The following is a 26,682-nucleotide window of genomic DNA, read 5'->3' on the forward strand; positions in this document are numbered from 1 at the left end:
AGTCGCTTATGTTAATGTTTTATTCAGTTTGTTTCCAGCATTTTTATAGATGTTTAGCGAGCTGTTCGATCACTTGATGTGCGATTTGCGTTTTACTCGTTGCTGGTAATTCTACGCTTTCATTGTGCCAGTATAATGTTAAAGCATTATGATCAGAGTTAAATCCCAAGCCACTTTTTGATACGTCATTCGCGCAAATCATATCTAAGTTTTTGTTTTTAAGTTTACCCTTTGCGTAGCTCTCTACATTTTGTGTTTCGGCTGCAAAGCCTACTGTATAAGGGCGGCCTTGCTCTAAGCTTGCAACGGCAGCAATAACATCGGGGTTTTTAACAAGGGTAAGGGTGAGCTCATCGCCCTGTTTTTTCATTTTTTGAGTAGCGACATTCGCTGCTCTGTAATCAGCTACGGCAGCGCAGCCAATAAAAGCATCAGAATGTACGGCACAGGTTAATGACTCATTTAAAAGTTGCTCAGCACTTTCTATGTTTATTAAATTAGCGCCGGTAGGGGCTTTAATAGTTACCGGGCCTGAAATTAAATTAACCTTAGCACCAAGCTCTAATGCGGCTTGTGCAAGGGCGTAGCCCATTTTTCCTGAACTGTGGTTTGATATAAAACGCACTGGATCAAGAGGCTCTCTTGTGGGGCCTGCAGTAATTGTTATTGTTTTACCTGCGAGTATTTGTGGCTGTTCTTTAGCTGTACAAAGTGCAACTAATTCGTGAGGCTCTAGCATGCGCCCTGCGCCTACATCGCCACACGCTTGTTCACCTTTACCTGGCCCCCAAATAAGCACGTTACGGGCTTTTAAGGTGGCTAAATTTGCTTGTGTAGCTGGGTGTGCGTACATTTGTTGGTTCATTGCAGGTGCGACGGCTACTTTTGCAGGGGTGGCAAGTAGTAGTGTGGTGAGTAAGTCATCTGCAATACCAGCCGCCATTTTAGCAATAATGTTGCTTGTCGCAGGTGCGACCAAAATAAGGTCTGCCCACTTTGCAAATTCAATATGCCCCATTGCAGCCTCTGCTGATGGGTCAAGTAATGAATCAGACACGATTTCGCCACTTACTGCTTGCATGGTCAGTGGCGTTATAAAATGTTTAGCTGATTCGCTCATGACTACTTTTACTTCACAACCTGCGTCCTTCAAGCGCCTAACGAGCTCTGCACATTTGTAAGCTGCAATACCACCGCTAATGCCAAGTACAATTTTTTTGTTTGTTAAGTTAATCATGGTTGTTCATCAGTCTTATTTAATGTTGTGGCTAAAATAACAAATCTTGACCCGTACAGCTAAGTTTTTAATTTGAAATAATCGAGCTAATTTTAAAATTTGCATTACAGTTAAAAGACACTTTGGCTCCTCAAGGATGAATAATGCAATTAACATCGCTACCAAATTCACTGCGCCCACGCGAAAAACTTATTGCAAAAGGAGCTAAAGCGCTAAGTGATGCCGAGTTACTGGCTATCTTTTTACGCACAGGGTTACCAGGAATGAATGTAATTGAGTTGGCTCAACACCTGCTTAATGAAAATCAGACGTTACATAATTTATTTAATGCCAGCCAAGAGGAGTTTTGTGCTCAAAAAGGTCTTGGTACTGCTAAATATGTACAATTACAAGCGGTGCTTGAACTAAGTCAACGTTATATGCAGGAGCGCTGTCAGCGAGATGCTGTATTTAATTCTCCAGACTCAGTATACGACTACCTCACAATTCAAATGCGCGGTTTGCAGCAGGAAGTTTTTATGGTGCTATATCTCGATAGTCAAAATAGGCTACTCAAAGATGAGGTGCTTTTTTATGGAACAATTAATTCGGCCAGTGTTTACCCAAGAGAAGTCGTTAAAGCAGCACTTAAAAATAATGCAGCCGCAGTTATTTTTGCCCATAATCACCCAAGTGGAATTGCAGAGCCAAGCCAAGCTGACAAACTTATTACGAATAAATTGCAACAAGCACTGCAATTGGTCGACATAAGTGTGCTTGATCACATCATTGTTGGCGGTGAAACCTGTGTTTCGTTTGCGCAAAGAGGTCTTATTTAATGTTGCTTGATGAAGAAGTGTGTTAAAAATGAGCGGTTTGGGGTGTTTTAGCAAAATAGTTTAATTTAAATGCAGTTTTTACTTTCCCTAAGGGCATTCGATCTTTATAATTAGCCGCTATCAAATTTACATATGAGCTGGTTGGATAGATCAGTATTTGATCTTTGCCTGTAAAAGCTGTATAAAGAGCGCCCTTCGATTTATCTAGGGCACAAATACATGGCCTTAGGTTAAATTAAGCTCGAGCGAAGTTATTGGAGATATATAGACATGTCTAAAGTATGTCAAGTTACAGGTAAGCGTCCAGCGGTTGGTAATCACCGTTCACACGCGAGAAACGCGACTAGACGTCGTTTCCTACCTAACCTACAAACACACCGTTTTTGGGTTGAAAGTGAAAAACGTTTTGTAACATTACGCACTACTACTAAAGGTATGCGTATTATCGATAAAAAAGGCATCGACGCGGTTCTTACAGAAATCCGTGCTCGCGGCGAAAAAGTTTAAGGTATTGAATTATGCGCGATAAAATCCGTTTAGTTTCAACTGCTGGTACTGGTTTCTTCTACACTACCGACAAAAACAAGCGTAACATGCCTGAAAAAATGGAAATCAAAAAGTTCGATCCTAAGGCTCGTAAACATGTGATTTTCAAAGAAGCTAAAATTAAGTAATTTTAGTTTTCTTTCAGAATGTAAAAACCCAGCTTATGCTGGGTTTTTTGTTTTTATAATTTGAGCACAAACAAAAAGGCCGAGCTAGTTAGCTCGGCCTTTTCTCCCAAGGAAAGGGAATACTATGGTTGATATTGTCCGCTAAGCGTCAAGCCAGAGAAGGTGCTGTAAGCTTTAACACTTAAATGCCAAGTACCCGCTTGTGGATTGCTAAACGTACATGTTTCAGCATTTCCATTTTTATACGGACGGCAATCGTAGCTAGAGTCTGTAGGCTGGCTGCCGTATTTAACAAATAAATCGGCATCACCGCTTCCGCCAGAAGTTGTTACAGTAAACGTACTCATACCTGCTGGTACATCTAACGTGTAATGTTTCCAGTTACCAGCAGTCGCACTAACGTCGCTTATTGTACCGCCACCAGCTTCAGGCGAGCTTGAACCGCCACCAGTAGAACCACCCGTAATATTACCGACTAAACTTACGCCTGAGTATGCCGAGTAGCCACGAAGCATCACATGGTATGTACCTGCTGCAGGGTTATCGATTGAACACTCTTCGCTATTACCGCCTTCATATGGACGACAATCATAACTAGTAGTGGTTGGCTGACTACCAGCACGTACATATAAATCAGCATCGCCTGTGCCACCATTCATAGTGAACGTGACGTTAGTCGCGCCACTTGGAACGGTCATTGTGTAAAATGTTTCTGAACTTGCTGAGCCACCCAAGCCTGTCTTAGCCTCACCGCTAACAAGTTCATTATCGCCGCCAGTAGGAGGAGTCGTATCGCCACTTGCTGCAGCAACTGCTGCTGCTGCATCAACAATGCCCGTACCACAACTAGTACATGTTGCTGAGAATGAGCGAGTAGTTGATTTTAAAATATTTTCTATTTCATCAGGGGTGGCACTTGGCTTGGCCTGCTTTATGAGTGCAGCTACACCGGCAACATGAGGGGCTGCCATTGATGTGCCCTGAGAGAAAGCATAGCTATCGCTTGACGGTGTAGAAGAGCCTGAGTTGTAAGTCGATAGAACACCTTCAGAGTCGTTTGCAAAGTTTTGCGCGCCACCTGGTGCGGCAACATCAATATTACTACCGTAGTTTGAGTAGTATGCACGTCCGCCGTTACGACCAACCGATGCCACGTTTACTACACCGCTACAGTTGCCAGGATTGTAGTTTGCTGAATTATCGTTATCATTACCTGCAGCAATAACGACCACAGTACCATTACTACGTGCTGTATTAATCGCATTTTGAGTAGTAGAACTACATGAGCCGCTACCACCTAAGCTCATGTTGATTACATCAGCTGGGTTTGAGTTTGCCGGAACACCAGAGACACTTCCACCCGATGCCCAAATAATACCATCAGCAATATCTGATGTTAAACCACCACACTTACCAAGCACACGTACCGGGACTACTTTGGCATCGTAAGCAACACCGGCTACACCTTCGCCATTGTTAGTAACAGCAGCAACGGTACCTGCAACGTGAGTTCCATGCCAGCTAGAGCCTTGCGCTGCGTTATTGCCACATTCGTTTGCCGCAACTGCATCACCAGGATCGCGCGCATCACTATCACGACCGCCGCCATCATTTGCTACCGACAGGTTAGAGATCATATCGTAACCAGGTAAAATGTTAGCGTTTAAGTCTGCATGCGGTCGGTAGCCAGTATCAAGTACTGCAACTACTACGCCAGCTCCTGTTGCTGTATCCCAAGCCGTCGGTAAATTTAAACCACCTGCTTGCTCGTAGTAGTGCCATTGGTCGCCATAGCGAGGGTCGTTAGGAGTTGCAAACGGCTTTAACATTTGATCTACTTCAATGTATTCAACATTGCCAGAAGCCACCATTTCTTGCATAAACTCTTGTGCTTCTTCAGCGCTTAGTTTTTTATCTGCACGCATAACGTGATGGTTGTTAAGTGCCATAGCACGAATATACTTTGCTTTTACTTTCCCTTTTTTAGATGCGAAAGTTTTTACAAAGCTTTGCGCACGTTTTTTCATATTAGAAGGGCTTGCATTTGCACTAGAAATACTCGCCATCTCGTTATTATTGTCTTTGTATTTAATAATGAACTGAGTTTCAAGACCAGCTTGGGTCTGTAGTTTTGCTGATGTTTCTGCCATTGAGGTTGAGACAGGTTGAGCCATGCTTGAGGTAGCAGCAAACAGCGTACTTACCGTAAGTGCAATAGCACATTTTTTAAAGTTATTACTTGTTGTCATAATTATCCCTAGTTGTTATTAGTAAATTCGTAATCAATGATTGCGAAACAGAAACAAAGGTAAATGATCTGTTAACCTATTTAAAATACTAATTACTTATGTACCTATTTCATTTGGTTATAACTTAGGTTATTCGCGCTTTTTCCGTCTGATAGTATTTGTGATTAAATAACAAAATACGCATTTAGTATTGATTTTTAGCCGTTTTATTGAAAAGGCATAATTAACTATGATTACATTTGTTGCTATATTTCCAATAATAAATTCTATTCAAGGTGTTTAACGAAACTTTGCTATAATTGAACAAATTTTTTAGCAGGGCAAAGTAATGAATCAAGTAGATGTAATTGTAATAGGCGCTGGGGCTGCAGGGTTAATGTGTGCTGCGCAAGCAGGCTACCGGGGCCGAAGCGTTACAGTACTTGATATGGGGAAAAAGCCAGGTCGTAAAATTTTAATAAGTGGTGGGGGGCGTTGTAATTTTACTAACGAAAATGCCAGCCCAGAGAACTACTTATGCGGCAATTCTCATTTTGTTAAATCGTGCTTAAGCCGCTACACACAACATGATTTTATTGAGCTGGTGGACCGTCATGGCTTAGCTTATCACCACAAAACCTTAGGCCAGCTTTTTTGCGATAACAGCGCGCAGGATATTGTCGATATACTATTAACCGAGTGCGAGTGGGCGGGTGTTAATATTAAATTACGTAGCGAAGTGTTAAGTGTTACTAAAACTGACTCTGGCTATAGCGTAACCACAGAGCAAGAAACCTTAACATGCGAGTCGTTAGTTATTGCATCGGGCGGTTTAACAATGCCCAAGCTTGGCGCTTCACCCATAGGCTACAAAATTGCAGATCAGTTTGGCCTAAAAGTACTACCTACCATGGCGGCGCTTGTGCCATTTACTTTGCATCAATACGATAAAGAGCGCTTTGAAGGGCTATCAGGCATTAGTATATCGTGTGAAGTTTCCAGCGAAGATGGCACTATATTTAAAGAAAATATCTTATTTACTCACCGTGGTTTGTCGGGGCCTGCCATATTGCAAATAAGCTCATTTTGGCGAGCAGGGCAGGCAGTAGCCATAAACTTACTTCCTGAGCTCGATTTAAAACAGCAACTGGCTGATTGGCGAGAAACACAACCTCAAAAGTCATTAAAAAATAGCTTGGCGACTATTTTACCCAAACGCTTTATAGAAATACTACACGACAGCAAAGCCATTCCTGATTGTAATATTAATCAGCTTACCCATACTCAAATAGATGAGCTGGTAAATTATATTCACGCATGGCAAATTAAACCTAATGGCACAGAGGGTTATCGTACGGCTGAGGTAACTTTGGGCGGCGTTGATACCGACGAGCTTAGCTCTAAAACCTTTGAAGCTAAAAAAGCGAAAGGCTTATATTTTATAGGTGAAGTAACCGATGTTACGGGCTGGCTTGGGGGCTACAACTTTCAATATGCGTGGAGCTGTGGATTTGCTGCAGGGCAATATGCTTAAGCATTAACATTGCTTTTATTTGGCTGTTTTATAGAGTCTTGGTAAGCGCTAATTTTATTATTATCGCTTATATACACTAAGTTTCGGCCATTCTTTTTAGCCGTGTAAAGTGCTTTATCGGCTTGTTCTAAAGTACTAAGTACGGTGCTGCCAAACTTAATGTGGGTTACGCCAATACTAATTGTTATTGGAATGTTTGCTACAGGGTTTTCCTTAATATACTTTTTTAATTGATTAGCCTGTGTTGTTACATCAGCAAGTGACTCGCCTGTTAAAATAACAGTAAACTCTTCACCACCCCACCTAGCTATTAATGTGTTAGGTGGTAGCTTATCTTTTAGTATATTAGCAAACTCGCTAAGTACACGATCACCGACTAGGTGTCCGTATGTGTCATTAACTTTTTTAAAGTGATCTATATCGCATATCAGTAGATAATTTGTGCTTTGTACATCTTCATCTTTAGCAATTAACCGCAATAATTCAGAATCAAATTTTTGTCTATTATACAGCCCTGTTAATTTGTCTGTTTCAGCTAAGTGTTGTACTTCTATATTACGCGTTGCTAAATGTTGGTATGCTGAAAAGCGGGTTTTTTCATAAAACCTAAAAATTAAAATATGTGCAAGGCTTACTTCAATAAGGTTAAATAAAGAGCCTAAGCCAATTGTTATGGTTTGCTGCTGTTGTAAGTAAACCAGGTATACACAAACACCAAAAGCGACTGCACTAAATATACTCCCCCAATTTCTGCCCACTAAAAAGAATGTGAATGGCGGAATAAGCGTAGCCCAAAATAAAGAATAGGCATGGCCTCGAACAGAAATCACAAACATTAAAATCAAGCTAACAACCATAAATGTGACTGCCCAAGCCGCTATATTTACATTGGCAGTTTTATTAAACCAAATATAAATTCCCAGCGATACAAATAGGCCAAAAGCATCAATAAGCGCGAGTTCGTAACTTGCAAAATAAAAGAGATTAAGCAAAGTTAATATTAAAAAATAGCTAGTTGTAATGAGTAAAGAGTGGGCAATTAAGCGAGTGCACCAAAAGTTTTTGTGATCTTTAGGGTACTGTGGAATATTTTTGTACCAAAAGCTTAACATAACAAGTGACCCATATTTGTATACTATTATTATAGGGATTATTACTGATATACAATTATTATTATAGTTTTAATGTCGCGCTGTGTAGGTGGCATGTAATATTTCTCAATGTGTACAGCGGATTTGTAGTTATATTTAACAGAGAATAGTTGCTCATGGCGCTTAGATTGCACAGCTTTAAAAACAAAGAAGCCGATAATGCATATGCAATATCGGCTTTTTAGCGTTATTTATTTAAGCTATTAAGCTTTAGCAAACGCATCTTGTAGTGGTGGTACTACTTGCTTTTTACGGCTTAATACACCATCTAACCACACTTTATCATTTTCTGGTTTTACGCCGTAAGCCTGCTCAACTAGGTTTGCATCGTCTGAGACAATTAGCATTTGTGAGCCTTCTTTCATGATATCGGTAAGCAGTAAAAATACAGAGTGACGATTACCTTCAGTTTTAAGTTTTGCAATATCAGCTTCAAGGTCAGCTTTAATATCGTCAAACACAGCAAGGTCGATTACTTCTAGTTGGCCAATACCTACTAGGTTACCGTTCATGTTGAAATCTTTAAAGTCACGCATAACTAAGTCACGTGCAGGTGTATCTTCTACTGCAGACTTAACGCGGAACATATCCATGCCTAGTTCTTTAAAGTCTTCAACACCCGCAATTTCAGCAAGTGCTTCAACACATTTAATATCGGCAGTGGTACATGTAGGCGATTTAAATATTACGGTGTCGCTTAAAATTGCACACATCATAATACCTGCGATGTCCTTAGGGATTTCTACGCTGTAAAAATCGTACATCATTTTAATAATCGTGTTTGAACAGCCCACAGGACGGATCCAACATTCAAGCGGAGTAGATGATGTTAAATCACCTAATTTATGGTGATCTACCACGCCAACAACACGGGCTTGGTCGATATCATCAGGTGCTTGTGTTTTTTCTGTGTGATCCACAATATACACATCTTCGCCCGCGTAGCTTAATTTAAGCTCAGGTGCTTCGAAGCCAAATTTATCAAGGATAAATTGAGTTTCTGGTGAAACTTCACCAAGACGAGTTGGTATTGCCGGCTCATCAATTTGGTTTTTTAAATAAGCCAGTGCAATTGCACCACAAATAGAATCTGAATCTGGGATTTTATGGCCCACTACATACATAGACATTGACGGAACTCCTTTAAATTTGCCGATATTCTAACAAAGTCTGCGGCCTTTAACATATAGACAGTGCAATTAAGTTTTAGTTACACTTTAAAATCTTGAATTTACTGAGTGTACAAATATGCGACTGGGCCGTAAAGGGTGGAACAACGTTATAATTTTTTCAATGTTGATTATGATCTTCTTTTTAAATGGCTGGCATAAGCAATTTTTGGGAGGGGAGGATAAACCAGCATTACAAGCAGTGCTTCCTAAGCAAAGTTTTGTATTAACACTTAAGTTTGTTGATCAAAAGATTGAACGTATAGGTACTAGCTGGCGTACAACACCACTACAAAAAGATGCCCCGCTTATTTGGCTGGCAACTGAGCAGCAACTTAAAGATTTAGTTAACTATTGGCAAAATGCGCAGTTGATGGGTGTTAATGAGTCAGTAGTTTTTAATCCTAATTCACCTTTATATGTTGCCACCTTTGAGCTTGCGGGAGAGAGTCTTCCTTGGGTTTACTTGCTATATAAAGGAGCAGGGCAATATTATTTGCTAGAAAAAAATAGCCAGCGAATACTCGCTCTTGATTTAAGTACTGCACAGCAGTTGTTTCCAAGTTTTGATTTTTCACAAAGTGAGTCTAATTAATGCCTGAATTACCAGAGGTAGAAGTGAGCCGTATGGGGATCACCCCCCATATAAAAAACCAGGTTGTAACTAAGGTCAATATTTATAATGCCAGTATGCGCTGGCCAGTCCCTGATGATGTTTACCAGCTAGAAGGGTTAACTGTTACTAGTATTGAGCGCCGTGCAAAGTATTTATTACTGCACTGTGAGCTTGGGAGCACTATTTTACATTTAGGTATGTCGGGTAATTTGCGGGTTGTAGATAAAAGCGAGCCTTTAAAAAAGCACGACCATGTAGAATTTGTGTTTGGAAATAATAAGGCGCTGCGATTAAACGATCCACGCCGATTTGGTTGCTGCTTATGGCAAGAGCCTGGTGAAGTACATAAGTTGCTCTCTAAGCTTGGCCCTGAGCCATTGACTGATGATTTTTTTGCAAAGCGGGTATACGAGCAGTCACGCAATAAAAAAGTACCTGTTAAGCAGTTTATTATGGATAACGCTGTGGTTGTTGGAGTAGGAAATATTTACGCTAACGAGTCATTGTTTAAAGCTGGGATACATCCAAAGCGCGAAGCTGGGAAGGTTTCCCTTAAACGCTATCAAGCGCTTATCCCTATAATAAAAGACACGCTTGCTGCCGCCATAACTCAAGGCGGCACAACCCTTAAAGACTTTGCGCAAAGTGATGGTAAGCCAGGCTATTTTGCACAAGAGTTATTAGTGTATGGGCGAAAAGGAAAGCCCTGTTTAACATGTGGTAATGAGCTGGAAGAAATAAGGCTTGGGCAGCGTAGTACCGTTTTTTGTTCAAACTGCCAAGAGTAATCATCTTTGCATTTTTAGTGCTATAAAGAAAAACCCCGTTAGCACATAGTGCTAACGGGGTTTTTATTATGTATAAAGCGTTTTATACCAATACACAATAATACTTAATCATTTTGCGGGGCTAAACGTGCTGCTACCTGCGTTAAAAAACTCTCATTTACGGCTGCAGGGATGCAGAAGGTATAGCAATGCAGGAGCAATTGCCGAGAACAACTAAATAGCAAATGTTTTGCCAAGCTATCAACACGCTTTTCCAGCCTCAAAATAGATCATTTAATTAAGTCAATTGATATTAAACTTTGAATTCGTCTACTGATAAACGTAGTTCTTCAGCAAGTTTTGCAACTTCAGAGCTTGAAATGTTTGTTTGGCTTGCGCCTTCAGCCGTTTGTTCTGCAATCGCTACAATTGACTCTAAACGTTCGCTGATCTCTTGTGCTACTTGTTGTTGCTCTAGTGCCGCAGTTGATATTTCTTCACTTACATCGTGCGCTTGTGAAACCGCAAATGTAATTGAGTCAAGCGCACTACTAGCGAGGTCTGTTTGTTCAACACACGATACTGCTCGTTGCTTACCTTTCCCCATTGCTGTTACAGCGGCTTCAGCCCCTGTCTGTAAAGATTCAATCATCGATTGTATCTCTTGAGTAGATTCTTGTGTTTTACTCGCTAAAGAACGCACTTCGTCTGCTACAACCGCGAAGCCTCGGCCATATTCACCCGCACGTGCAGCTTCAATAGCGGCATTGAGGGCCAGTAAGTTAGTTTGCTCAGCAATACCGCGTATAACATCTAAAATACTACCAATTGATGCACTATCTTGGTGTAGTTTATTTATAACTTGCGACGCGTCATCTACTTCGCGTGCTAACTGCTCAATAGTTGCTTTATTTTGATTTGAAATGCCTTTAACGCGTTCCGCCTCTTTATCGGCATTTTTAATTTCGCTTAACGCTTGTTGAGCACTGCCACTTACCGTTTGTGAAGTGCTGCTCATTTCAGTTGTTGCCGTAGCTGCTTGTTCAACTTGTGCCTGCTGGTTACGAATTGCTTGGCTTGATTCTGCAGTAATTGCAGAAGTTTGCTCTGATGCAGCAGCAAGTTGGGTAGAGCGAGAAATAATGCCTTTAATTAAGCTACGTAGGCTGTCTATTAAGGTATTACAGCTTTTAGATAGTTCGCCAAACTCATCTTTAGCACTGTCGTCTAAACGCTGGGTCATATCGCCGCTGGCTACAATGTCTAAAATACGGTTAACTTCAGCGAGTGGTTTAGTAATACGACTCACTGTAATAATAGCAATAGCAATGGCAATTAAAGTGGCAATAATCATACCTACCCATGTCCATAAATTAGCTGAGTCTACATCGCTGCGCACGCCTTGCTGCAATTGAAATGCAACGTCACTGGCTTGTTTTACTAACTCATCAATTTGGTTAAGTGCCATTTGGGTTGCTTGTTCTGATTGAGCAAGCTCTGATTCTGTCAGTGTAATCGCATCAATTAAGCGCTTTTTATTAGCGGCTAATCCGTTGTTACCTTTTATGTTGCTCTCTAACGTATCGACATACTCTTTAAGGCTTATGTACAAGTCACTATGTGTTTGTTCTATTGCTGGTTTAATAAGAGCAAGTGTGCGGGTAACTTCATCAAGGTAATAAGTTTGCTCATTTTTAACAATATCGAGCGTACTGAGTGTTTTTACAGTTAGCATATCGGTGCTGTTACTTACGACCGACATAAAGTTGTTTTCTAGGTTGTTTGCAGCTTGATAAGCACGGGGGTTGTTTTGCTCAAACCCATCAATATCAATAATGTCTAATACGACGGAGTTAGCATCTTCAGCGCTTAACTCAATATCCTCAAGTTGCGCGATTAAAGCTTTATTAAGTGCAAGCTGTTTGCTTTTGTCTGTTAGTAAGCTTTCTACTGTACTTAAAAAGCTTAAGTAAGTTTTTTCTACGTTTTGGCTGCTTTGATTAAGTGTAGTGTCGTTTTTAACTACTTCTTGCAGTTCTCGATGTAGTGTATTGAATAGCTGTTTTTGTTCATCAACTTGTCTTTTTATTGGTTCTAATTCTTTAGCTGATGAAGTGTAAAAGCTAGCTTGAGCGGCTTTACTCATTAAAATAAATTCAGCTTGTAACTCTGAGCTTTTATTTAATGCTGGAAGTGATAGTTGATTCACTTTTTGAGTAGAGCGATCGATGTTTGCTATTTTTATTAAGGAGTTACCGCCAATTATTAGTAATAACAGGGTAATAAATATAAAACCACCCCAAATACGTTGGCTTACTGTTAGGTTCATAAGTCTTCCACTCAAAAATACTTTAATTAAATCTTATCGGCGTTTGTAGCAATAAGTTAAGTAATTAAAATCAATTACTTCAATTAATTTTAACTTTCAATTTATAAATCTAACAGATGTATTATTTTATTTCAGTTTATTTAGGCAAAAGGTGGGATTTTTCTACAATTAACTTTTTACTACTTAACTCCATTAGGGTCATACTTCCCCCCCACACACAGCCAGTATCTAAGGCATGAATAGAGGGGGTTTCTGTTTTACCCTTAAGCGCAGCCCAATGGCCAAAAATAATATCGTGCTTTGTATTTACTATATTTGGGTGTTTAAACCAAGGGGTCAGTTCGCGGCTATCAGTTATTGCGCCTTTTGCATTAAGCTCTAATTGATTATTAGCCGTTAAAAAACGCATACGAGTAAAGTAATTAACTATGTATCTAAACTTTTCAAAATCATCAAGTTCGCTTAAAAGTTTACTCGGGTGGGGCTGATACATACGCTCAAAAAATAGTTTGGCATTACTTGATTGATAACAGGTTTTTGCAAATTCGGCGTACTTTAACGCGTTATTTATTGTCCAATCAGGGTTTAATCCTGCATGAGAAATAAAACAATCGTGTTGCTCTAGCGCTATTGCTAATGGCTGAGTTTGTAAAAAAGAAATGTAGCGACCAAGGTAAGGGCTTTCAAATATCGGGCTTAACTTGTCTTTAGGGTTAATTGGTTTATTAAGGTAGTGGCAGGCAACCATATGAAGGTCGTGATTACCTAAAGTGATGGTCATACTATCTTGGTGTTTATAAATGAAGTCTAGGCAAGCAAGAGAGTCAGGCCCTCTGGCTACAACATCGCCAACTAAATATAAGTGATCTCGACTTGGGTTAAAATTAACGCGTTGTAAAAGGGTGTTAAATTCACTAAAACACCCTTGTAAATCACCTATTGCGTAATCGGCCATCGATACACTTAATGTAAAATGTTAGGGCAGGCCAAACGAAACACATTGATAGGTGCCTGAAACTCAGAGCCAAACTCGTTACGTAGTGTGTAATGACCCTGCATTGTACCCACTGGCGTATCTAAAATAGCACCACTGGTGTATTTATAACTTTCACCAGGGGCAATATCTGGCATTTCGCCTACAACACCTTCACCTTCAACTTCGACTTCTTTGCCATTTGCATCAGTGATTAACCAATAACGACTTAGTAGCTTAGCACTACAAAGACTATGATTTTTAATTGTTACTGAGTAAGCAAATACATATTTTTCAAGCTCAGGTTGAGATTGGCCTTCTACGTAAAATGTTTCTACAGATACCTTTACAGGCGATCCTATATTACTGCTTGTTGTCATAAATCCAGTTAGCTATATCAATAAATTGTTGTAACGATAGGCTTTCAGCACGAAGAGTAATATCTATACCAATGCTTGTAAGCTCATCGGCTGTTAATAAGTTGCCTAAGCTATTTCGTAATGTTTTGCGGCGCTGGTTAAACGCTTCTAAACATACTGTGTTTAAAATTTTCACGCTTTTAGCTGTGCGTTGCTCTGCCTTTTTAGGGATTAAGCGAATAACTGCAGAATCAACCTTTGGAGCAGGTTTAAAGCACTCTGGCGGCACTTCTACTACAGGCATTGCATTACAGTAATACTGGGTCATAACACTTAAACGGCCAAATGTTTTACTGCCAGGACCTGCGACCATGCGCTTAACGACTTCTTTTTGCAGCATAAAGTGCATGTGCTCAATATGATCAGCAAATTCAAAAAGATGAAATAGCAAAGGCGTAGAAATATTGTAAGGTAAGTTACCAAACACTTTTAATTTTTTGTCATCACGTACCAAGCTTGCAAAGTCAAACTTCATTGCATCGCCTTGGTTTACCGTCAACTTAGGACCTAAAAATGGGTGCTCAATTAAACGTTGTGCTAAATCTTTGTCTAATTCAACAACCGTTAAATGGCCGCTTAAATCAGCCACAGGCTCAGTAATAGCGCCAAGGCCTGGGCCTATTTCTACTAAGTTGTCTTCTGGTTTAGGATCTATTGCGGTGACTATTTTATCGATGATAGATTCATCAAATAAAAAGTTTTGTCCAAAACGTTTACGGGCGCGGTGTCCTAAATGTACTTTATCGGTCATTGATTCTGTGCTTTTTCTTGGGCGAGCTTAATTGCTTCGCGGATCGCTAATTCAAAACTGCCAACGTCAGCGGTTCCAGTGCCTGCTAAATCTAGCGCAGTACCGTGGTCAACTGAGGTGCGGATAAATGGTAAGCCTAAGGTAATATTTACCGATTTACCAAATCCCTTGTATTTTAGCACAGGTAATCCCTGATCGTGATACATAGCAAGCACAGCATCGGCTTCAGATAAGTATTTATCTTGAAATAGGGTGTCAGCTGGCAGTGGGCCAATTAAGTTCATGCCTTGGCTATTAAGCAGTTCAAGCGTTGGGGAAATTGTTTCTATTTCCTCAGTACCTAAATGTCCATCTTCACCTGCATGTGGGTTTAAACCACACACTAAAATACGTGGTTTTTCTATACCAAACTTAGTTTGTAAGTCGTGATTTAAAATACTCGCTACTTTAGTTAAACGCTCTGGTGTAATAGCGCGAGATACATAGGCAAGTGGAATATGAGTAGTTACAAGGGCAACACGTAAGCCTTCAGTTGCTAGCATCATTACTACATCGGCGGTATTTGATTGCTGTGCAAAATATTCAGTGTGGCCACTGAACGAAATACCCGCTTTATTTATAATACCTTTGTGAACAGGACCTGTAACAACAGCGTCGAAGCTACCGTCCATGTTTTTCTCGCTTGCTATGCGCAAGGTATCTAGTACGTATTGGCCGTTACCGTCATCAAGTACACCAAGCTCTACATCCACACCTAAGTCAACTTGATGAATGTATAAACTGCCCGCAGGGGCGACCATTGCTGGCGCGTTTTCATCAAATTCAATTAAGTTTATTGTTAAGCCTAAATGCTCAGCACGCTCTTTTAATAGTTTGCCATCAGCAATAGCTACTAGTTGAGCGTCCCACGCTTGCTGAGCAAGCGTGAGTAGCAAATCTGGGCCAATACCGGCAGGTTCACCCGGGGTAATAGCAATTCGTAAGGTCATATTTATTGTTCTGTTGGGAAAATTTCAACGTGAGCTTGCTCGCGCATTTCTTGCTGCCAGTTGAAACTTTCTTCCTTAAATTTACGGTTAAATAACATGCCGTGAGCACGGTTACGTTTAGCAAGTTCTGTTTTATCAGCTACGCGTTTTCCTAGTAGCTGAACAATGTGCCAACCAAATTGCGTTCTGAACGGCTCGCTTATTTCATCTTGCTCAAGAGAAAGTAACGTATCTTTAAACGCGGGTACGTAGGTCGTAGGATCAGTCCAGTCGTATTCACCACCTTTAAGTGCTGAGCCTGGATCTTCAGAATATTCTTTAGCAAGCTCAGCAAAATCAGCTTTACCAGCTCGTAAGTCTTTTGCAAAACCGGCAAGCATAGAGCGTGCTTTTTCTTCGCTTAAAATAATAGATGGCTTAATAAGAATGTGACGAGAACGAACCTCTGTAGTTTCTACTACTTGCAGGCCACGTATGTCTTGTACTTTGATTATATGAAAACCAGCGCCTGAGCGAAGAGGACCAACGATAGCGCCTTTTTTCTTACCCTTTACTGCTTCAGCAAAAAGCGATGGCATTTCATTAATACCCATATAACCAAGCTGACCACCTTCAAGTGCTTGAGAACCACTTGATGATGAAATAGCAATACGTTTAAATTCTTGGCCGTCGTTTAATAGCTCAATAACTTTATCTGCACGTGTCTTAGCGCTAGTAATCTCTTCAGCGGTAGCATCGTTAGGGATATCAATTAAAATATGGCCAATATCGTACTCTTCAGCATTTTGACCTTGGGTTTCCATAATTTTTAAAAGGTTATCAACTTCTTGCTCGCTGATATAAATACGGCGATCAACGTTGGCACGCGTGACTTGTTGGGTGGTTATTTCTTTACGAATTTCTTCACGGTAGCTTTGAAAGCTTTCACCAGCACCTTCAATAGTACGGCGCAAATCGGCAATAGTACCGCCTTGCTCTTTAGCCATATTGGCAAGTGTTTGATCCAGTTGGCTGTCTGAAATTTGTAGGCCCATACGCTCAGCCATTTGCATCATAAGCGCTTGGTTTACTAAACGTTCAACAGCTTGTACACGAAGCGTTTCGTCTTTTGGAAGCTGTTGGCCTTGCTCTGCTGCTTGCTTTTTAACACGATTAATTATGGTGTCTACTTCGCTTTTTAAAATTACGCCTTGGTTTACAACGCCTATAACTTTATCAATTTCTACTGGTGCAGCCATTGCACTTTGACAAAGATTGATACTTAAAACTGCTGATGTTAATAATTTTTTTAAATTCATATTCTTTTTACTACTCTTGCTAATAGTACTGTTGTGATACTAGTTATTAAGAAAATACGGTCTACGATAGCCAAAAATACCTTGTTGTAATAATTTTTGTGCATCATAACGGCTTTTACTGCCAAGTCCTTTTAATACAAAATTCAAACTAATACCTGAATCAAAAGTTGCTTGTTCTTGCCCTATTAACTGATTTAAATCAGTTTCTATTTGGCGATGGCCAGTAATTTGGATTGCCCAACAGCATGATTCATACTGAAATCCGCTCAATACTTCGATGCTTCGATTATTTTCAAGGTCTCGGTGATAACTCGCAATAAATTGCCACTCGTCACTAATAGGAACACTTGTAAATACACCTGCTTGCTCGATTGTATTTCCTGAGACATCATTTGCATAGCGATGGTTCAATTGTACTAGCTGATTATTATCACCTTTGTAATCAAGCGTGACATTAGACTGTACCATTTGCTTGCCATCTGTATCGTACTGAATGCCCCCAGCAAGATACCAGCGGCGATGCCAATGTAACATGGTTTGTGCTGCAAACAGTGCATTATAATTTGTATCGGAGTTTAGGCCTTGCTCGGTAGGCTTGGCATCGTCACTTAAATAAAAGATTTGCCCTGCACTAAAGTTAAATACTTCTTCTTGTTTTTTATCAAACAAGCGAGTTGTTGCACCTAACGTAAATTGGTTAGCGGCAGCTATTCGATCAACCCCAGAAAAACGTACGTCCCTAAATAAGCCATAGTAATCGTCTTGTAATTTGGTGGTATCAAACAACCCAATATCTGACTGTTCTTTATTGGAGGTATACAAATATTGAATTTGAGGCTCGAGTGTTTGTACTGCATCTTCAAAAAAGTAAGATGCGTCGCGTTCAAAATTTAGCTGTGAGTAAAGACGTACTTTAGGAATTGTGCGCGATACGGTATCGCTATATTGCGTACCGGTTAAGTTACCACTTTGCTTATAGTTAGTTTGTAATAAGCTCACTTCAGATAAAAAAGACCACGCATGCGTTGCGTAGTTATAGCGAGCTTTAGGCTCAATATGAACACGTGTTGCACTTTCAATATCTACTTCTGATGAGTCGTTAGTAAAATGACTAATTTCACCTGATAAAGTAAAGTCAAAGTTATCAAAACGCCACGGTGCAGTTTGTGTAAAGTTAATTTGTGGTACAGCGGTATAAGACTCTAAGTGAGCACCGAGCACTTCGAAATTTTGTACTTTTATATCGGTACGCCACGTCTCACCTAAATGGGTTAGTGAACCTGTACGATAAAGTTGAGTGTCCGTTTTGTTGGCATAATTTGAGCCTAAGTCAGTGATGTAGTTATCATCACTTACATTAGTAACATCAACATTTGCACGCCAGTTTTCACCTAAGTAACTTTGCTGCTGCCAATGAAATATGTAGCGTTCTTCTAAATCAGGTTCTGAGTCGTCGCTATCTAAATATTCAACACCGACTAAACCTTCATGCTGCTCAGTAAGGTATCTAAACTCAGTTTGTAATTGCAAACCTTTGTTAGACATGTAGCGCGGTGTGATGGTGGCATCAAAATTAGGCGCAATATTTAAATAATACGGTGTAACGGCTTCAACCCCATATTTATCAGAGCTTGAGATTGTTGGTGTTAACAGTCCCGATTTACGGCGTTCATCTAATGGGAATGTAAAATACGGTAAATATAAAACAGGTGTATCTAAAATACGTAAAACTGCATTGTAGGTTTCACCCCAACCTTCTTCGCGAGAGAGGTTAATTTCGTCGGCTTCTATTTCCCATACTGGTGTATCAGTAGGGCAAGTAGTAAAGCTTGCATTCATTAGCAATAAGCCAGACTGATTAACAGTCAGTTTTTCTGCGCCGCCTTTGCCTTGTTGTTCGCTCAGGCTGTAATCGGCGCCTAATAAACTCACTTCTGAATTATTTAAATCGGCGTTTAAGCCGGTGCTGTTTACCTTACTAACATAATCTTGATAAGTAATTGGCCCTGTTGCATTTAGTAACCCACGCTGTTTGTCTATCAGCGCAGTTTGTGCGGACAAACTCATCTTAAGGGTGTTAATATCAACATTGCCGGTAAATTCAGCGCTTTGAGTGCCAAGTAGCTCGACATCATCAGCTTGAATGTCAACTTCACCAAGGTTAAGGCCTTCAAGTGGTTGCCAAGCTCTGGTTTGCATTGAAATGCCACACAGGTTGTGTGCAAGTTCAGTTTCGGCAAGCGATGGTGCGCTAACTACGCTTAGCATCAATATGCCCCAGGTTTTGCTCATTTATTAACCTTAATGCTGTGTGATTAAATATAATCTACACATAATAAAGGAAAATAATGGCAAATACAGTAATTGACCTATAAAAATAGATATCACTATAAAATGACACGCTTTGAGAATTTACAACAATTTATAAACGTACAGCTTAATGCCAAATCGCATACTCTAAATGCCATTACGGGAGATGCGAGCTTTCGTCGTTATTACCGTCTAAATCATAATAATAAACAGTTAATAGTGATGGACTCAGAACCGAAAAAAGTAAATAACGAGCCGTATATTTCGTTAAATAAAGTGTTTACTGAACAAGGCTTTTTGCTTCCCTCCATAATTGCAAGTGACGAACACCAAGGCTTTTTTATATTAAGTGATTTAGGGTCTACTCATTTAGCCGATATGCTCGATGACAAAAATAAAATAGAGCATTACCAAGCATTAATCAGTTTAAGTGCGCAGTGGGCAAAAACGCCTGCAGCTTCAGCCATGCAAGCTTATAGCAAAGATTTCATCCAACTTGAGCTAGGCATATTTAGCCAATGGTTAGTGAGTGATTTTATAAGTGAATCACTCACTACTGAGCAGTTAGCTGTGTGGCACTCAAGCTGCGAGTTACTTGCAAGCATCATGCTTAAACAGCCAACGGTGACAGTTCACCGCGATTATCACAGTCGTAATATTATGCATAGCAACGGCCAATGGGCCATTATTGATTATCAAGACGCCGTACAAGGCCCACTTTGCTATGACCTAGTATCGCTATTGCGCGATTGCTACTACAAACTACCTGAAAGTGAGTTATCAAGCTTACTTGATTTTGCTTATAAAGAATTTATCGCTCAAGGGTTAATAAAAAATGCCTCTTTTAGTGAATTTAAATATTGGTTTGATTTCACCGGTATTCAGCGCCATTTAAAAGCTGCGGGTATATTTTGTCGGCTATATTTACGGGATTCAAAAACAGGTTATTTAGATAATATTCTACCAACACTCGATTACATTGTTGAAGTAGCCGCACATTACCCAGAGCTTAGTGATTTAAGTGAGTGGATAAAGAATACAATTGTGCCAAAAGTTACAAAGCAACTTGCTGTGGAGCGTACATGAAAGCAATGATTTTAGCCGCAGGGCGCGGCAAGCGAATGATGCCGCTAACGCAAAATATGCCAAAGCCCATGTTAAAAGTGGCTGAAAAACCACTTATTGAGCACCATATAAATAATCTAAAGGCGGCGGGTATTACTGACATTGTAATAAACCTCGCTTGGCAAGGTGATAAAATTAAAGATTATTTTAAAGATGGCAGCCAATTTGGTGTGTCTATAAATTACAGCCAAGAGGTTGAGGGCGGCCTTGAAACAGCCGGTGGAATTATTCAGGCGTTACCGCTGTTAGGTGATTCGTTCATTGTTATAAATGGCGATGTATACACCGATTACGATGTAAGTGCGCTCAAGCAGCTTCATTTACAATCAGGCGAAGCGCATATAGTACTAATAGAAAACCCGCCGCATAACCCTGATGGCGACTTTACATTAAGTCATTTATCGGATGAGAGCCAAAAATATACGTTTTCAGGGATCAGTCGATATCACGCTGACTTTTTTAAAGGGTTAGCCCATGGAGTTCGGCCTTTAGGGCCAATATTACGTGAAAAGTTAAATGAACATTTAGTCTCTACTGAGCTCTATATTGGTCAATGGGATGACATTGGCACGCCAGCGCGTTTGGATGAATTAAACAAACGTTTAAAAGCGCAGTAAATATTAATTTAAAAAAGGCAGTATTATAAATGTGGGGAAAAATTCTCGGTTTTTGTTTTGGCTTTATGTTTGGCAAAATTTTTGGTGCCATATTAGGTTTATACCTAGGCCATTTATTTGATAAAAGTCTTAAAAACGATTTTGATAAAGCGGGTGGCTTTTCAAGCTTATTTAAAGGCGACGATGTGCATGAACGCCAAGCGTTGTTTTTTTCAAGTTGCTTTGCGGTTATGGGGCACATTGCAAAATCGAATGGTCGTGTAAGCGAAGTACATATAAAAGCAGCTAATTTATTTATGGATGAAATGGGCTTAAAAGGTGATGAGCGCCGCGAAGCCCAACATGCATTTCAAGCGGGTAAAGAAAGTGATTTCTCTTTAAAAGAAACCGTAAGCGATTTTAAGGAGCGCTTTACTACTCGCCACGATTTATTGCAGCTGTTTTTAGAAATACAAATTCAAATGGCGTTTTCTGATGGTGTATTAGCTGAACAAGAAAAGCAGTTATTAGCGCAGGTAAGTAAGCAGCTAGGTATTTCTAAACCTCACTTTGCATTTGTTTTAAAACGCTACCAAGCTGAGTTTAATTTTAGACAGCAACAGCAGCGTTATAAACAGCAGCAACAAGGTCAAAGTAGTAGCTACCGTGAAGGTTCTGGGCACCATGTGCCGCCAGATAATAGTATGAACCGCTCACAAGCACTTGCGCTACTAGGGTTAAATAGCGATGCAACTGCGCGAGAGATTAAAGTCGCATATCGAAAATTAATGGCGCAGCATCATCCTGATAAACTTGTGTCGCAAGGGTTACCAAAGCATATGATGGAAGTTGCGGTTAAAAAAAGCCAAGACATACAGGCCGCTTACGAGTACTTAAAAAAGGCGGCGTAAAAAACCGTCTATTTCTTTGCTTAAACGTGCATGCTGCTGTGGGGCGTTTCGCATACCAAAAAGCTGGCGCTGACGATAATCAAACTTAGCGTTTCTGTTAACCCAGCGCTTGCGGTTTTTAAGGCTAAGTAAAATGTCAGTACTGTCGTTTGTGTAGTAAATATCAAGTAACGCAGGGGTTACTAGCGATGTTGCTTGGCTTAATTCTTCATTGCGTTGAGCATTCGGTAAGTAGCTGCTTAGGCTAATAAATGCATTGATTTTAGACTCTGGGAAATCTGCATAATACTCAAGTAACATGCCTGCACTCGCTCCTTGCGCAATGACAACAATATTATTAGGCTCAGCCATCGCTGTTTGATAGAGCGCTTCATAGCGCAGTATTAAATTAGTTTTATAGTCATCAAGCACGTCGTTATTTATAAGCTCAGTTGCACTTACATAGTGTGGCTCTTCGCTTTGCTTGGCAGGCTCATTTGCATTATCTTTTGATTCGTTTACAGCTGGCTTCTCTGGAGCGTCAGTAGGCGTAGCAGGCTTCATTTTTTTTGCTTGCCAATCTATATCTGGCACAGTCATGGCGTAGGTTGTATAACCTAAATTGTTTAGCTCTTTACGAAGAAAATTCATACCAGAATTATTAGTTGGCACAGAATGCCAATCCGGAATAAGTAAAACGACTCCTCTAAAGTTACTGCTCATATATTCGCTATAAAGGCTTAAAAACTCGGTATCGCCAGCAAGAATTGGTTTTATTTCAGTACTGGGGAGTAGGCTTTCAATATCGCTGTTTTCAATACTGGAAAGTGCAGGAGGGGCAATATGTTCAACCGCAGTTGCAGGTGCTAAAAAAACTGCGCAGCTAAACGCTAAGCAACACAAAATCTTTTTAAATAATTGCAAAAAAACCATAACACACCCAATTAAAAGCCATTAGTTGGGTATCGGCCTAGTTAACTAAAAGTTTAATAATTTAGTTAGTCATTGAGCTTATTAAAATTCAGGGTCAGCCTCAAAAGTAAGTACTTGCTCAGTAACAGGGTGCTTTAATGTAAGCATTTGCGCGTGTAATTGTAAGCGAGGAGCAGCAGCGAGTGCATCTTTATGTGCGTATAACCTATCACCTAAAATAGGGTGGCCAAGGCTTAACATATGCACACGCAATTGATGCGAACGCCCTGTTATTGGAGTGAGCTCAACGCGGGTAGCATTAGCTTCGCGCTCAAGTATTTTATAATGTGTAAGCGAAGGTTTACCCCTTTCATGGTCAACCATTTGTTTAGGACGATTAGGCCAGTCGCAAATAAGCGGTAAATCTACTGAACCTGTAGGGTGGTCAAGCTGCCCATATACACGTGCAATGTAACGTTTTGCGGTTTCGCGTTCCTGAAATTGCATACTTAAATGCCTATGCGCTGCTTTATTCATTGCTAAACACAATATACCTGAGGTCGCCATATCTAAACGATGGACTATTTTAGCTGTGGGAAAAACGCGATTAACGCGGTTAATTAAACTATCGGCATGTTTTGGATCTTTACCCGGAACCGTTAATAACTCACTTGGCTTATTAACAATGAGCAAGTCGTCATCTTGATACAGTATGGTTAAATACGGACTCATTGGGGGATTGTAATTAACTAACACGGCCGACCTCAGTAATTTTGCAGGGCGCTATTTTAGGGGAGCAAAGGAAAAGGCTCAAGGAAAACATTCACAGCCTGTACAAAGGCTCCTAGCTTGTATGCAGTTTTCTAATGCATAAAAAAAGCGCGATATAAATACCGCGCTTTATTAAGCTGTCATTTTCAATTTTTTACTAACGTCTGACAGCTATAAACTTAAAAACCTTAGTGCGAAACTACAATTAAGCGAATTGCATCAAGTTGTAACTGCGCTTTTTCAATATGCGTAGTCAGCTCGCTGCGCTGCTTATCGAAGAAAGTAATTTCCTCTTGGCGAATATTCGGGTTAATTTGTTTAAGGGCTTCTAAACGAGATTGCTCTTCACCTAGCGTACTTTGCATTTTAGTTAAAGAGGCTTCACGAATCACTTCTAGTTTTTCTTGCGCCATATCTTTTGCATTGCTGATCATTGGGTGAATAGCACTTTGCAGTGCACCAGCAAGTTTACTTGCAGTTTGGCGGCCCACAGCAGAAAGCTGTTGGTTAAAGCCATCAAACGCTACGTTTTCACCTAAGTTATTACCTGCTTTATCAAGTAATATACGAATAGGCGTTGGCGGTAAAAAGCGACCCACTTGCAATACTTTTGGCGCCATTGCTTCGGCAACAAATATCAACTCAACAAAAAAGGTACCCGGTGGCAATTTTTTGTTTTTAAGCAGTGCAACCGATGCGCTACCAAAGTCGTCGTCACAAATCATGTCCATAGTGCCTTGCACCATTGGGTGATCCCAGCTAATGAAATGTACATCTTCTTGCGAAAGTGCAGTATCGCGGTCAAACGTAACTGTCATACCGTCTTCTTTTAAGCTTGGGAACGAGGCGTTTAGCATATGCTCTGTTGGCTTTAATATAATCGTGTTTTCGCCTTTGTCTTCTTGGCTTACGCCGAAGGTGTCGAATACGTTGATCATGTAACTTGGAAGCTCAAACTGATTGTCGAGTTTTTCAATGTCAGTAACCAAAGAGTCGGCAGCACCTTGGCCAGAAGAATGCAGCTCTAATAAACGGTCTCGTCCACTTTCCATTTTTTTACGTAGCACGGCATTTTGTTGCGATACTTGTTCTAGCATTGGATCTAGCTCGTCTTCATCACAGTTATGCGCTGAAATGTATTCAAGTAAATCTTCGCGAAACTCTTTATACAATAACTGACCAGTAGTTGATGTGGTTTCAAAGGCATCTAGGCCTTCGTTGTACCAACGCAATAATACTTCTTGAGCTGTGTTTTCAAAATATGGCACGTGAATATTCACGTCTTGTGTTTGACCTATGCGGTCAAGTCGGCCAATACGTTGCTCAAGTAAATCAGGGTTTAGTGGTAAATCAAATAACACTAAATGATGTGAGAACTGAAAATTACGACCTTCTGAGCCAATTTCTGAACACAATAGTATTTGTGCGTTGTCGTATTCGTCGGCAAAAAATGCAGCTGCGCGGTCACGCTCTATAATCGACATACCTTCGTGGAAAACCGAGGCCTTAATCGCTTCGCGTTCACGCAATATTTGCTCAAGGCTAATGGCGGTTTCGGCTTTGGCACAAATAAGGAGTACTTTTTCGTGTTTAAGCGTTTTAAGTGTTTCGATTAACCAATCTACACGTGGGTCAAATAATCCCCAGCTTGCACTTTCGCCCTCAAACTCTTGAAATATTTTTTCTGGAAAAAGAGCGCGATGTGCACTTAGTTCAGCGTTTTGAATACCACCCATGTTACCTAGTACCGACATAGCTGTTTTGTACTGCTTTGGTAATGCCATTGGGTAGGCGTGTAATTTACGACTAGGGTAGCCATCAATGCCACTACGACTGTTTCTAAATAATATACGGCCAGTACCGTGACGATCGAGCAGCATGTTGAGTATTTCTTTACGAGCTGGTAAATCACCTTGCTGTGCTTTTGCAAGAATATCGGTAATGTCGGTTTCTTTTAATAGCTCAATAAGTGTCGCTTTAGCGGCATCGTCGAGTGCTTGCTCTTGCAATAACTGATTTGCAGCCTCTGCTACGTCTTTATAATTTGCTTCTTCTTCTTTAAATACGTCGTAGTCGTAAAAACGGTCTGGGTCGAGTAGTTGTAAGCGCGCAAAGTGACTGCTATGACCTAGTTGATCAGGTGTAGCGGTAAGTAAAATAAGGCCTGGAATATCTTGGCTAAGTTCAGCCATTCGTTGATATTCAGTACTTGGTTTTCCATTATTAATGCTTAAGTGGTGCGCTTCATCAACAACGAGTAAGTCCCAGTCAGCAAGTGTTGCTTGTTCAAACCAACGTTTTTTCTTAGTTAAAAACTCAAGGCTTGTAAGCACTAGCTGCTCTGTATCAAATACGTTTGGCGAATCGGCAAAGGCTTCGTCACAGCGCTCTTCATCAAAAATAGAAAAACGTAAGTTAAAGCGACGTAGCATTTCTACTAACCATTGATGTTGAAGGTTTTCAGGCACAACAATAAGTACGCGGCTTGCACGGCCACTAATTATTTGTTGGTGTAAAATCATGCCCGCTTCAATGGTTTTACCTAGGCCTACTTCATCAGACAGTAATACGCGTGGTGCAAAACGTTTACCTACTTCCTGGGCAATATAAAGCTGATGCGGAATAAGGTTGGCGCGTTGGCCAATTAAGCCCTTAATAGGTGATTGCTGGCGTTCAAACTGGTGCTGCCAAGTTTGGTAGCGAAGTGTATAACGATCAAAGCGATCTATTTGGCCTGCAAATAAACGATCTTGTGGTTTATTAAACTTAATAAAATGATCTAGAAAGGTTTCTTTTAACTTTGCTTCTTCGCCGGTATCAACACGTGACCCTACATAGCAAAGTAATTCACCTTGAACTTCAATAGACTCTACTTCTAATTCCCATTCTTCAACGCTTTTGATCACATCGCCAGGATTAAATGCCACACGGGTAACAGGTGCTTCTGCTGTAGAATAAACACGGTTTTCACCACTGGCAGGAAATAAAATGCTGACCTGACGGCCCTCAATGGCAACTACGGTGCCTAATCCTAAATCTGACTCTGTATCACTGATCCAACGCTGACCTAAGGAAAAATTCATGTATGTCTCGTCTATGAAGAAAAAGGCGGCTATGTTACCTGT

The 26,682-nt window shown here is 40.4% G+C and carries 23 protein-coding genes; 9 read left to right on the top strand and 14 right to left on the bottom strand.

Annotated elements, in window-relative coordinates; genetic code table 11:
- Window positions 1–43: 43 nt before the first annotated feature.
- Complete coding sequence (gene coaBC / locus J8L71_RS00720; RefSeq protein WP_210998825.1) at window positions 44–1,237, bottom strand: bifunctional phosphopantothenoylcysteine decarboxylase/phosphopantothenate--cysteine ligase CoaBC; 1,194 nt, start codon at window positions 1,235–1,237, stop codon at window positions 44–46.
- A 143-nt stretch (window positions 1,238–1,380) separates the two neighbouring features.
- Between coaBC and radC the strand changes: the two genes are divergently transcribed.
- The 3 genes from radC (at window position 1,381) to rpmG (ending at window position 2,729) form a co-directional block, all read left to right on the top strand.
- The gene (gene radC, locus J8L71_RS00725) at window positions 1,381–2,055 is read left to right on the top strand and encodes a DNA repair protein RadC (RefSeq protein WP_210998826.1); all 675 of its coding nucleotides are present in this window, start codon (window positions 1,381–1,383) and stop codon (window positions 2,053–2,055) included.
- A 270-nt stretch (window positions 2,056–2,325) separates the two neighbouring features.
- A complete protein-coding gene (gene rpmB, locus J8L71_RS00730; protein ID WP_006793236.1) occupies window positions 2,326–2,562 on the top strand; it encodes a 50S ribosomal protein L28 in 237 nt (78 codons plus the stop codon).
- 11 nt (window positions 2,563–2,573) lie between these two features.
- Window positions 2,574–2,729, top strand: a complete 156-nt coding sequence (gene rpmG, locus J8L71_RS00735) for a 50S ribosomal protein L33 (protein WP_004587947.1) — start codon at window positions 2,574–2,576, stop codon at window positions 2,727–2,729.
- A 122-nt stretch (window positions 2,730–2,851) separates the two neighbouring features.
- Here the strand turns inward: rpmG and J8L71_RS00740 are convergent, their stop codons facing one another.
- Window positions 2,852–4,978, bottom strand: a complete 2,127-nt coding sequence (locus J8L71_RS00740; RefSeq protein WP_210998827.1) for a S8 family peptidase — start codon at window positions 4,976–4,978, stop codon at window positions 2,852–2,854.
- A 328-nt stretch (window positions 4,979–5,306) separates the two neighbouring features.
- Between J8L71_RS00740 and J8L71_RS00745 the strand changes: the two genes are divergently transcribed.
- A complete protein-coding gene (locus tag J8L71_RS00745) occupies window positions 5,307–6,491 on the top strand; it encodes an NAD(P)/FAD-dependent oxidoreductase (RefSeq protein WP_210998828.1) in 1,185 nt (394 codons plus the stop codon).
- Here J8L71_RS00745 and J8L71_RS00750 read toward each other — a convergent pair.
- Entirely contained in the window at window positions 6,488–7,603 is a 1,116-nt protein-coding gene (locus J8L71_RS00750) for a GGDEF domain-containing protein (protein WP_210998829.1), read from the bottom strand. The two genes, J8L71_RS00745 and J8L71_RS00750, sit on opposite strands and share 4 nt — an antisense overlap.
- A 242-nt stretch (window positions 7,604–7,845) precedes the next feature.
- On the bottom strand, window positions 7,846–8,772 hold the full coding sequence (locus tag J8L71_RS00755) for a manganese-dependent inorganic pyrophosphatase (RefSeq protein ID WP_210998830.1): 927 nt from the start codon (window positions 8,770–8,772) through the stop codon (window positions 7,846–7,848).
- A 118-nt stretch (window positions 8,773–8,890) separates the two neighbouring features.
- Here J8L71_RS00755 and J8L71_RS00760 point away from each other — a divergent pair, with 118 nt between their 5' ends.
- The gene (locus J8L71_RS00760; protein WP_210998831.1) at window positions 8,891–9,406 is read left to right on the top strand and encodes a hypothetical protein; all 516 of its coding nucleotides are present in this window, start codon (window positions 8,891–8,893) and stop codon (window positions 9,404–9,406) included.
- Window positions 9,406–10,215: a bifunctional DNA-formamidopyrimidine glycosylase/DNA-(apurinic or apyrimidinic site) lyase gene (gene mutM, locus J8L71_RS00765; protein ID WP_210998832.1), complete on the top strand. Its 810-nt coding sequence runs from the start codon at window positions 9,406–9,408 to the stop codon at window positions 10,213–10,215. Before J8L71_RS00760 ends, mutM begins: the two co-directional genes overlap by 1 nt.
- Before the next feature lie 292 nt (window positions 10,216–10,507).
- Here the strand turns inward: mutM and J8L71_RS00770 are convergent, their stop codons facing one another.
- From J8L71_RS00770 to lptD, 7 genes are all read right to left on the bottom strand, one after another.
- Window positions 10,508–12,523 (bottom strand): methyl-accepting chemotaxis protein, encoded by a 2,016-nt coding sequence (locus J8L71_RS00770; protein ID WP_210998833.1) that lies wholly within the window; start codon window positions 12,521–12,523, stop codon window positions 10,508–10,510.
- Between the two features lie 136 nt (window positions 12,524–12,659).
- Entirely contained in the window at window positions 12,660–13,478 is an 819-nt protein-coding gene (locus J8L71_RS00775) for a symmetrical bis(5'-nucleosyl)-tetraphosphatase (protein WP_210998834.1), read from the bottom strand.
- Window positions 13,479–13,486: 8 nt separating this feature from the next.
- Window positions 13,487–13,876: a Co2+/Mg2+ efflux protein ApaG gene (apaG, locus tag J8L71_RS00780; RefSeq protein ID WP_210998835.1), complete on the bottom strand. Its 390-nt coding sequence runs from the start codon at window positions 13,874–13,876 to the stop codon at window positions 13,487–13,489.
- The gene (rsmA, locus tag J8L71_RS00785) at window positions 13,860–14,666 is read right to left on the bottom strand and encodes a 16S rRNA (adenine(1518)-N(6)/adenine(1519)-N(6))-dimethyltransferase RsmA (protein ID WP_058549434.1); all 807 of its coding nucleotides are present in this window, start codon (window positions 14,664–14,666) and stop codon (window positions 13,860–13,862) included. The genes apaG and rsmA overlap by 17 nt, the downstream gene beginning before the upstream one ends.
- A complete protein-coding gene (pdxA, locus tag J8L71_RS00790; RefSeq protein WP_210998836.1) occupies window positions 14,663–15,655 on the bottom strand; it encodes a 4-hydroxythreonine-4-phosphate dehydrogenase PdxA in 993 nt (330 codons plus the stop codon). The genes rsmA and pdxA overlap by 4 nt, the downstream gene beginning before the upstream one ends.
- A gap of 2 nt (window positions 15,656–15,657) precedes the next feature.
- Window positions 15,658–16,953 (bottom strand): peptidylprolyl isomerase SurA, encoded by a 1,296-nt coding sequence (gene surA / locus J8L71_RS00795; RefSeq protein ID WP_210998837.1) that lies wholly within the window; start codon window positions 16,951–16,953, stop codon window positions 15,658–15,660.
- Window positions 16,954–16,992: 39 nt separating this feature from the next.
- Window positions 16,993–19,245, bottom strand: a complete 2,253-nt coding sequence (gene lptD / locus J8L71_RS00800; RefSeq protein ID WP_210998838.1) for an LPS assembly protein LptD — start codon at window positions 19,243–19,245, stop codon at window positions 16,993–16,995.
- A gap of 102 nt (window positions 19,246–19,347) precedes the next feature.
- Here lptD and J8L71_RS00805 point away from each other — a divergent pair, with 102 nt between their 5' ends.
- Genes J8L71_RS00805 through djlA form a run of 3 tightly spaced genes read left to right on the top strand, consistent with a single transcriptional unit; the run spans window position 19,348 to window position 21,895 of the window.
- Window positions 19,348–20,349, top strand: coding sequence for a phosphotransferase (locus J8L71_RS00805; RefSeq protein ID WP_210998839.1), 1,002 nt, complete (start codon window positions 19,348–19,350; stop codon window positions 20,347–20,349).
- Window positions 20,346–21,005, top strand: a complete 660-nt coding sequence (gene murU, locus J8L71_RS00810) for an N-acetylmuramate alpha-1-phosphate uridylyltransferase MurU (RefSeq protein WP_210998840.1) — start codon at window positions 20,346–20,348, stop codon at window positions 21,003–21,005. The genes J8L71_RS00805 and murU overlap by 4 nt, the downstream gene beginning before the upstream one ends.
- A 29-nt stretch (window positions 21,006–21,034) precedes the next feature.
- Window positions 21,035–21,895 carry a co-chaperone DjlA gene (gene djlA, locus J8L71_RS00815; RefSeq protein WP_210998841.1) on the top strand — a complete coding sequence of 287 codons (861 nt, stop codon included), beginning with the start codon at window positions 21,035–21,037 and terminating at the stop codon, window positions 21,893–21,895.
- Here djlA and J8L71_RS00820 read toward each other — a convergent pair.
- The 3 genes from J8L71_RS00820 to rapA all read right to left on the bottom strand — a co-directional run bounded on the left by J8L71_RS00820 (window position 21,878) and on the right by rapA (window position 26,640).
- Window positions 21,878–22,807 (bottom strand): DUF3530 family protein, encoded by a 930-nt coding sequence (locus J8L71_RS00820; RefSeq protein ID WP_210998842.1) that lies wholly within the window; start codon window positions 22,805–22,807, stop codon window positions 21,878–21,880. The two genes, djlA and J8L71_RS00820, sit on opposite strands and share 18 nt — an antisense overlap.
- 81 nt (window positions 22,808–22,888) lie before the next feature.
- The gene (rluA, locus tag J8L71_RS00825; protein ID WP_210998843.1) at window positions 22,889–23,542 is read right to left on the bottom strand and encodes a bifunctional tRNA pseudouridine(32) synthase/23S rRNA pseudouridine(746) synthase RluA; all 654 of its coding nucleotides are present in this window, start codon (window positions 23,540–23,542) and stop codon (window positions 22,889–22,891) included.
- A gap of 203 nt (window positions 23,543–23,745) precedes the next feature.
- On the bottom strand, window positions 23,746–26,640 hold the full coding sequence (gene rapA, locus J8L71_RS00830; RefSeq protein WP_210998844.1) for an RNA polymerase-associated protein RapA: 2,895 nt from the start codon (window positions 26,638–26,640) through the stop codon (window positions 23,746–23,748).
- Between the last annotated feature and the right edge of the window lie 42 nt (window positions 26,641–26,682).

Origin of the sequence: Pseudoalteromonas sp. MMG007 (assembly GCF_018100985.1) — a bacterium.
In the GTDB taxonomy this organism is placed as follows: Bacteria; Pseudomonadota; Gammaproteobacteria; order Enterobacterales; family Alteromonadaceae; genus Pseudoalteromonas.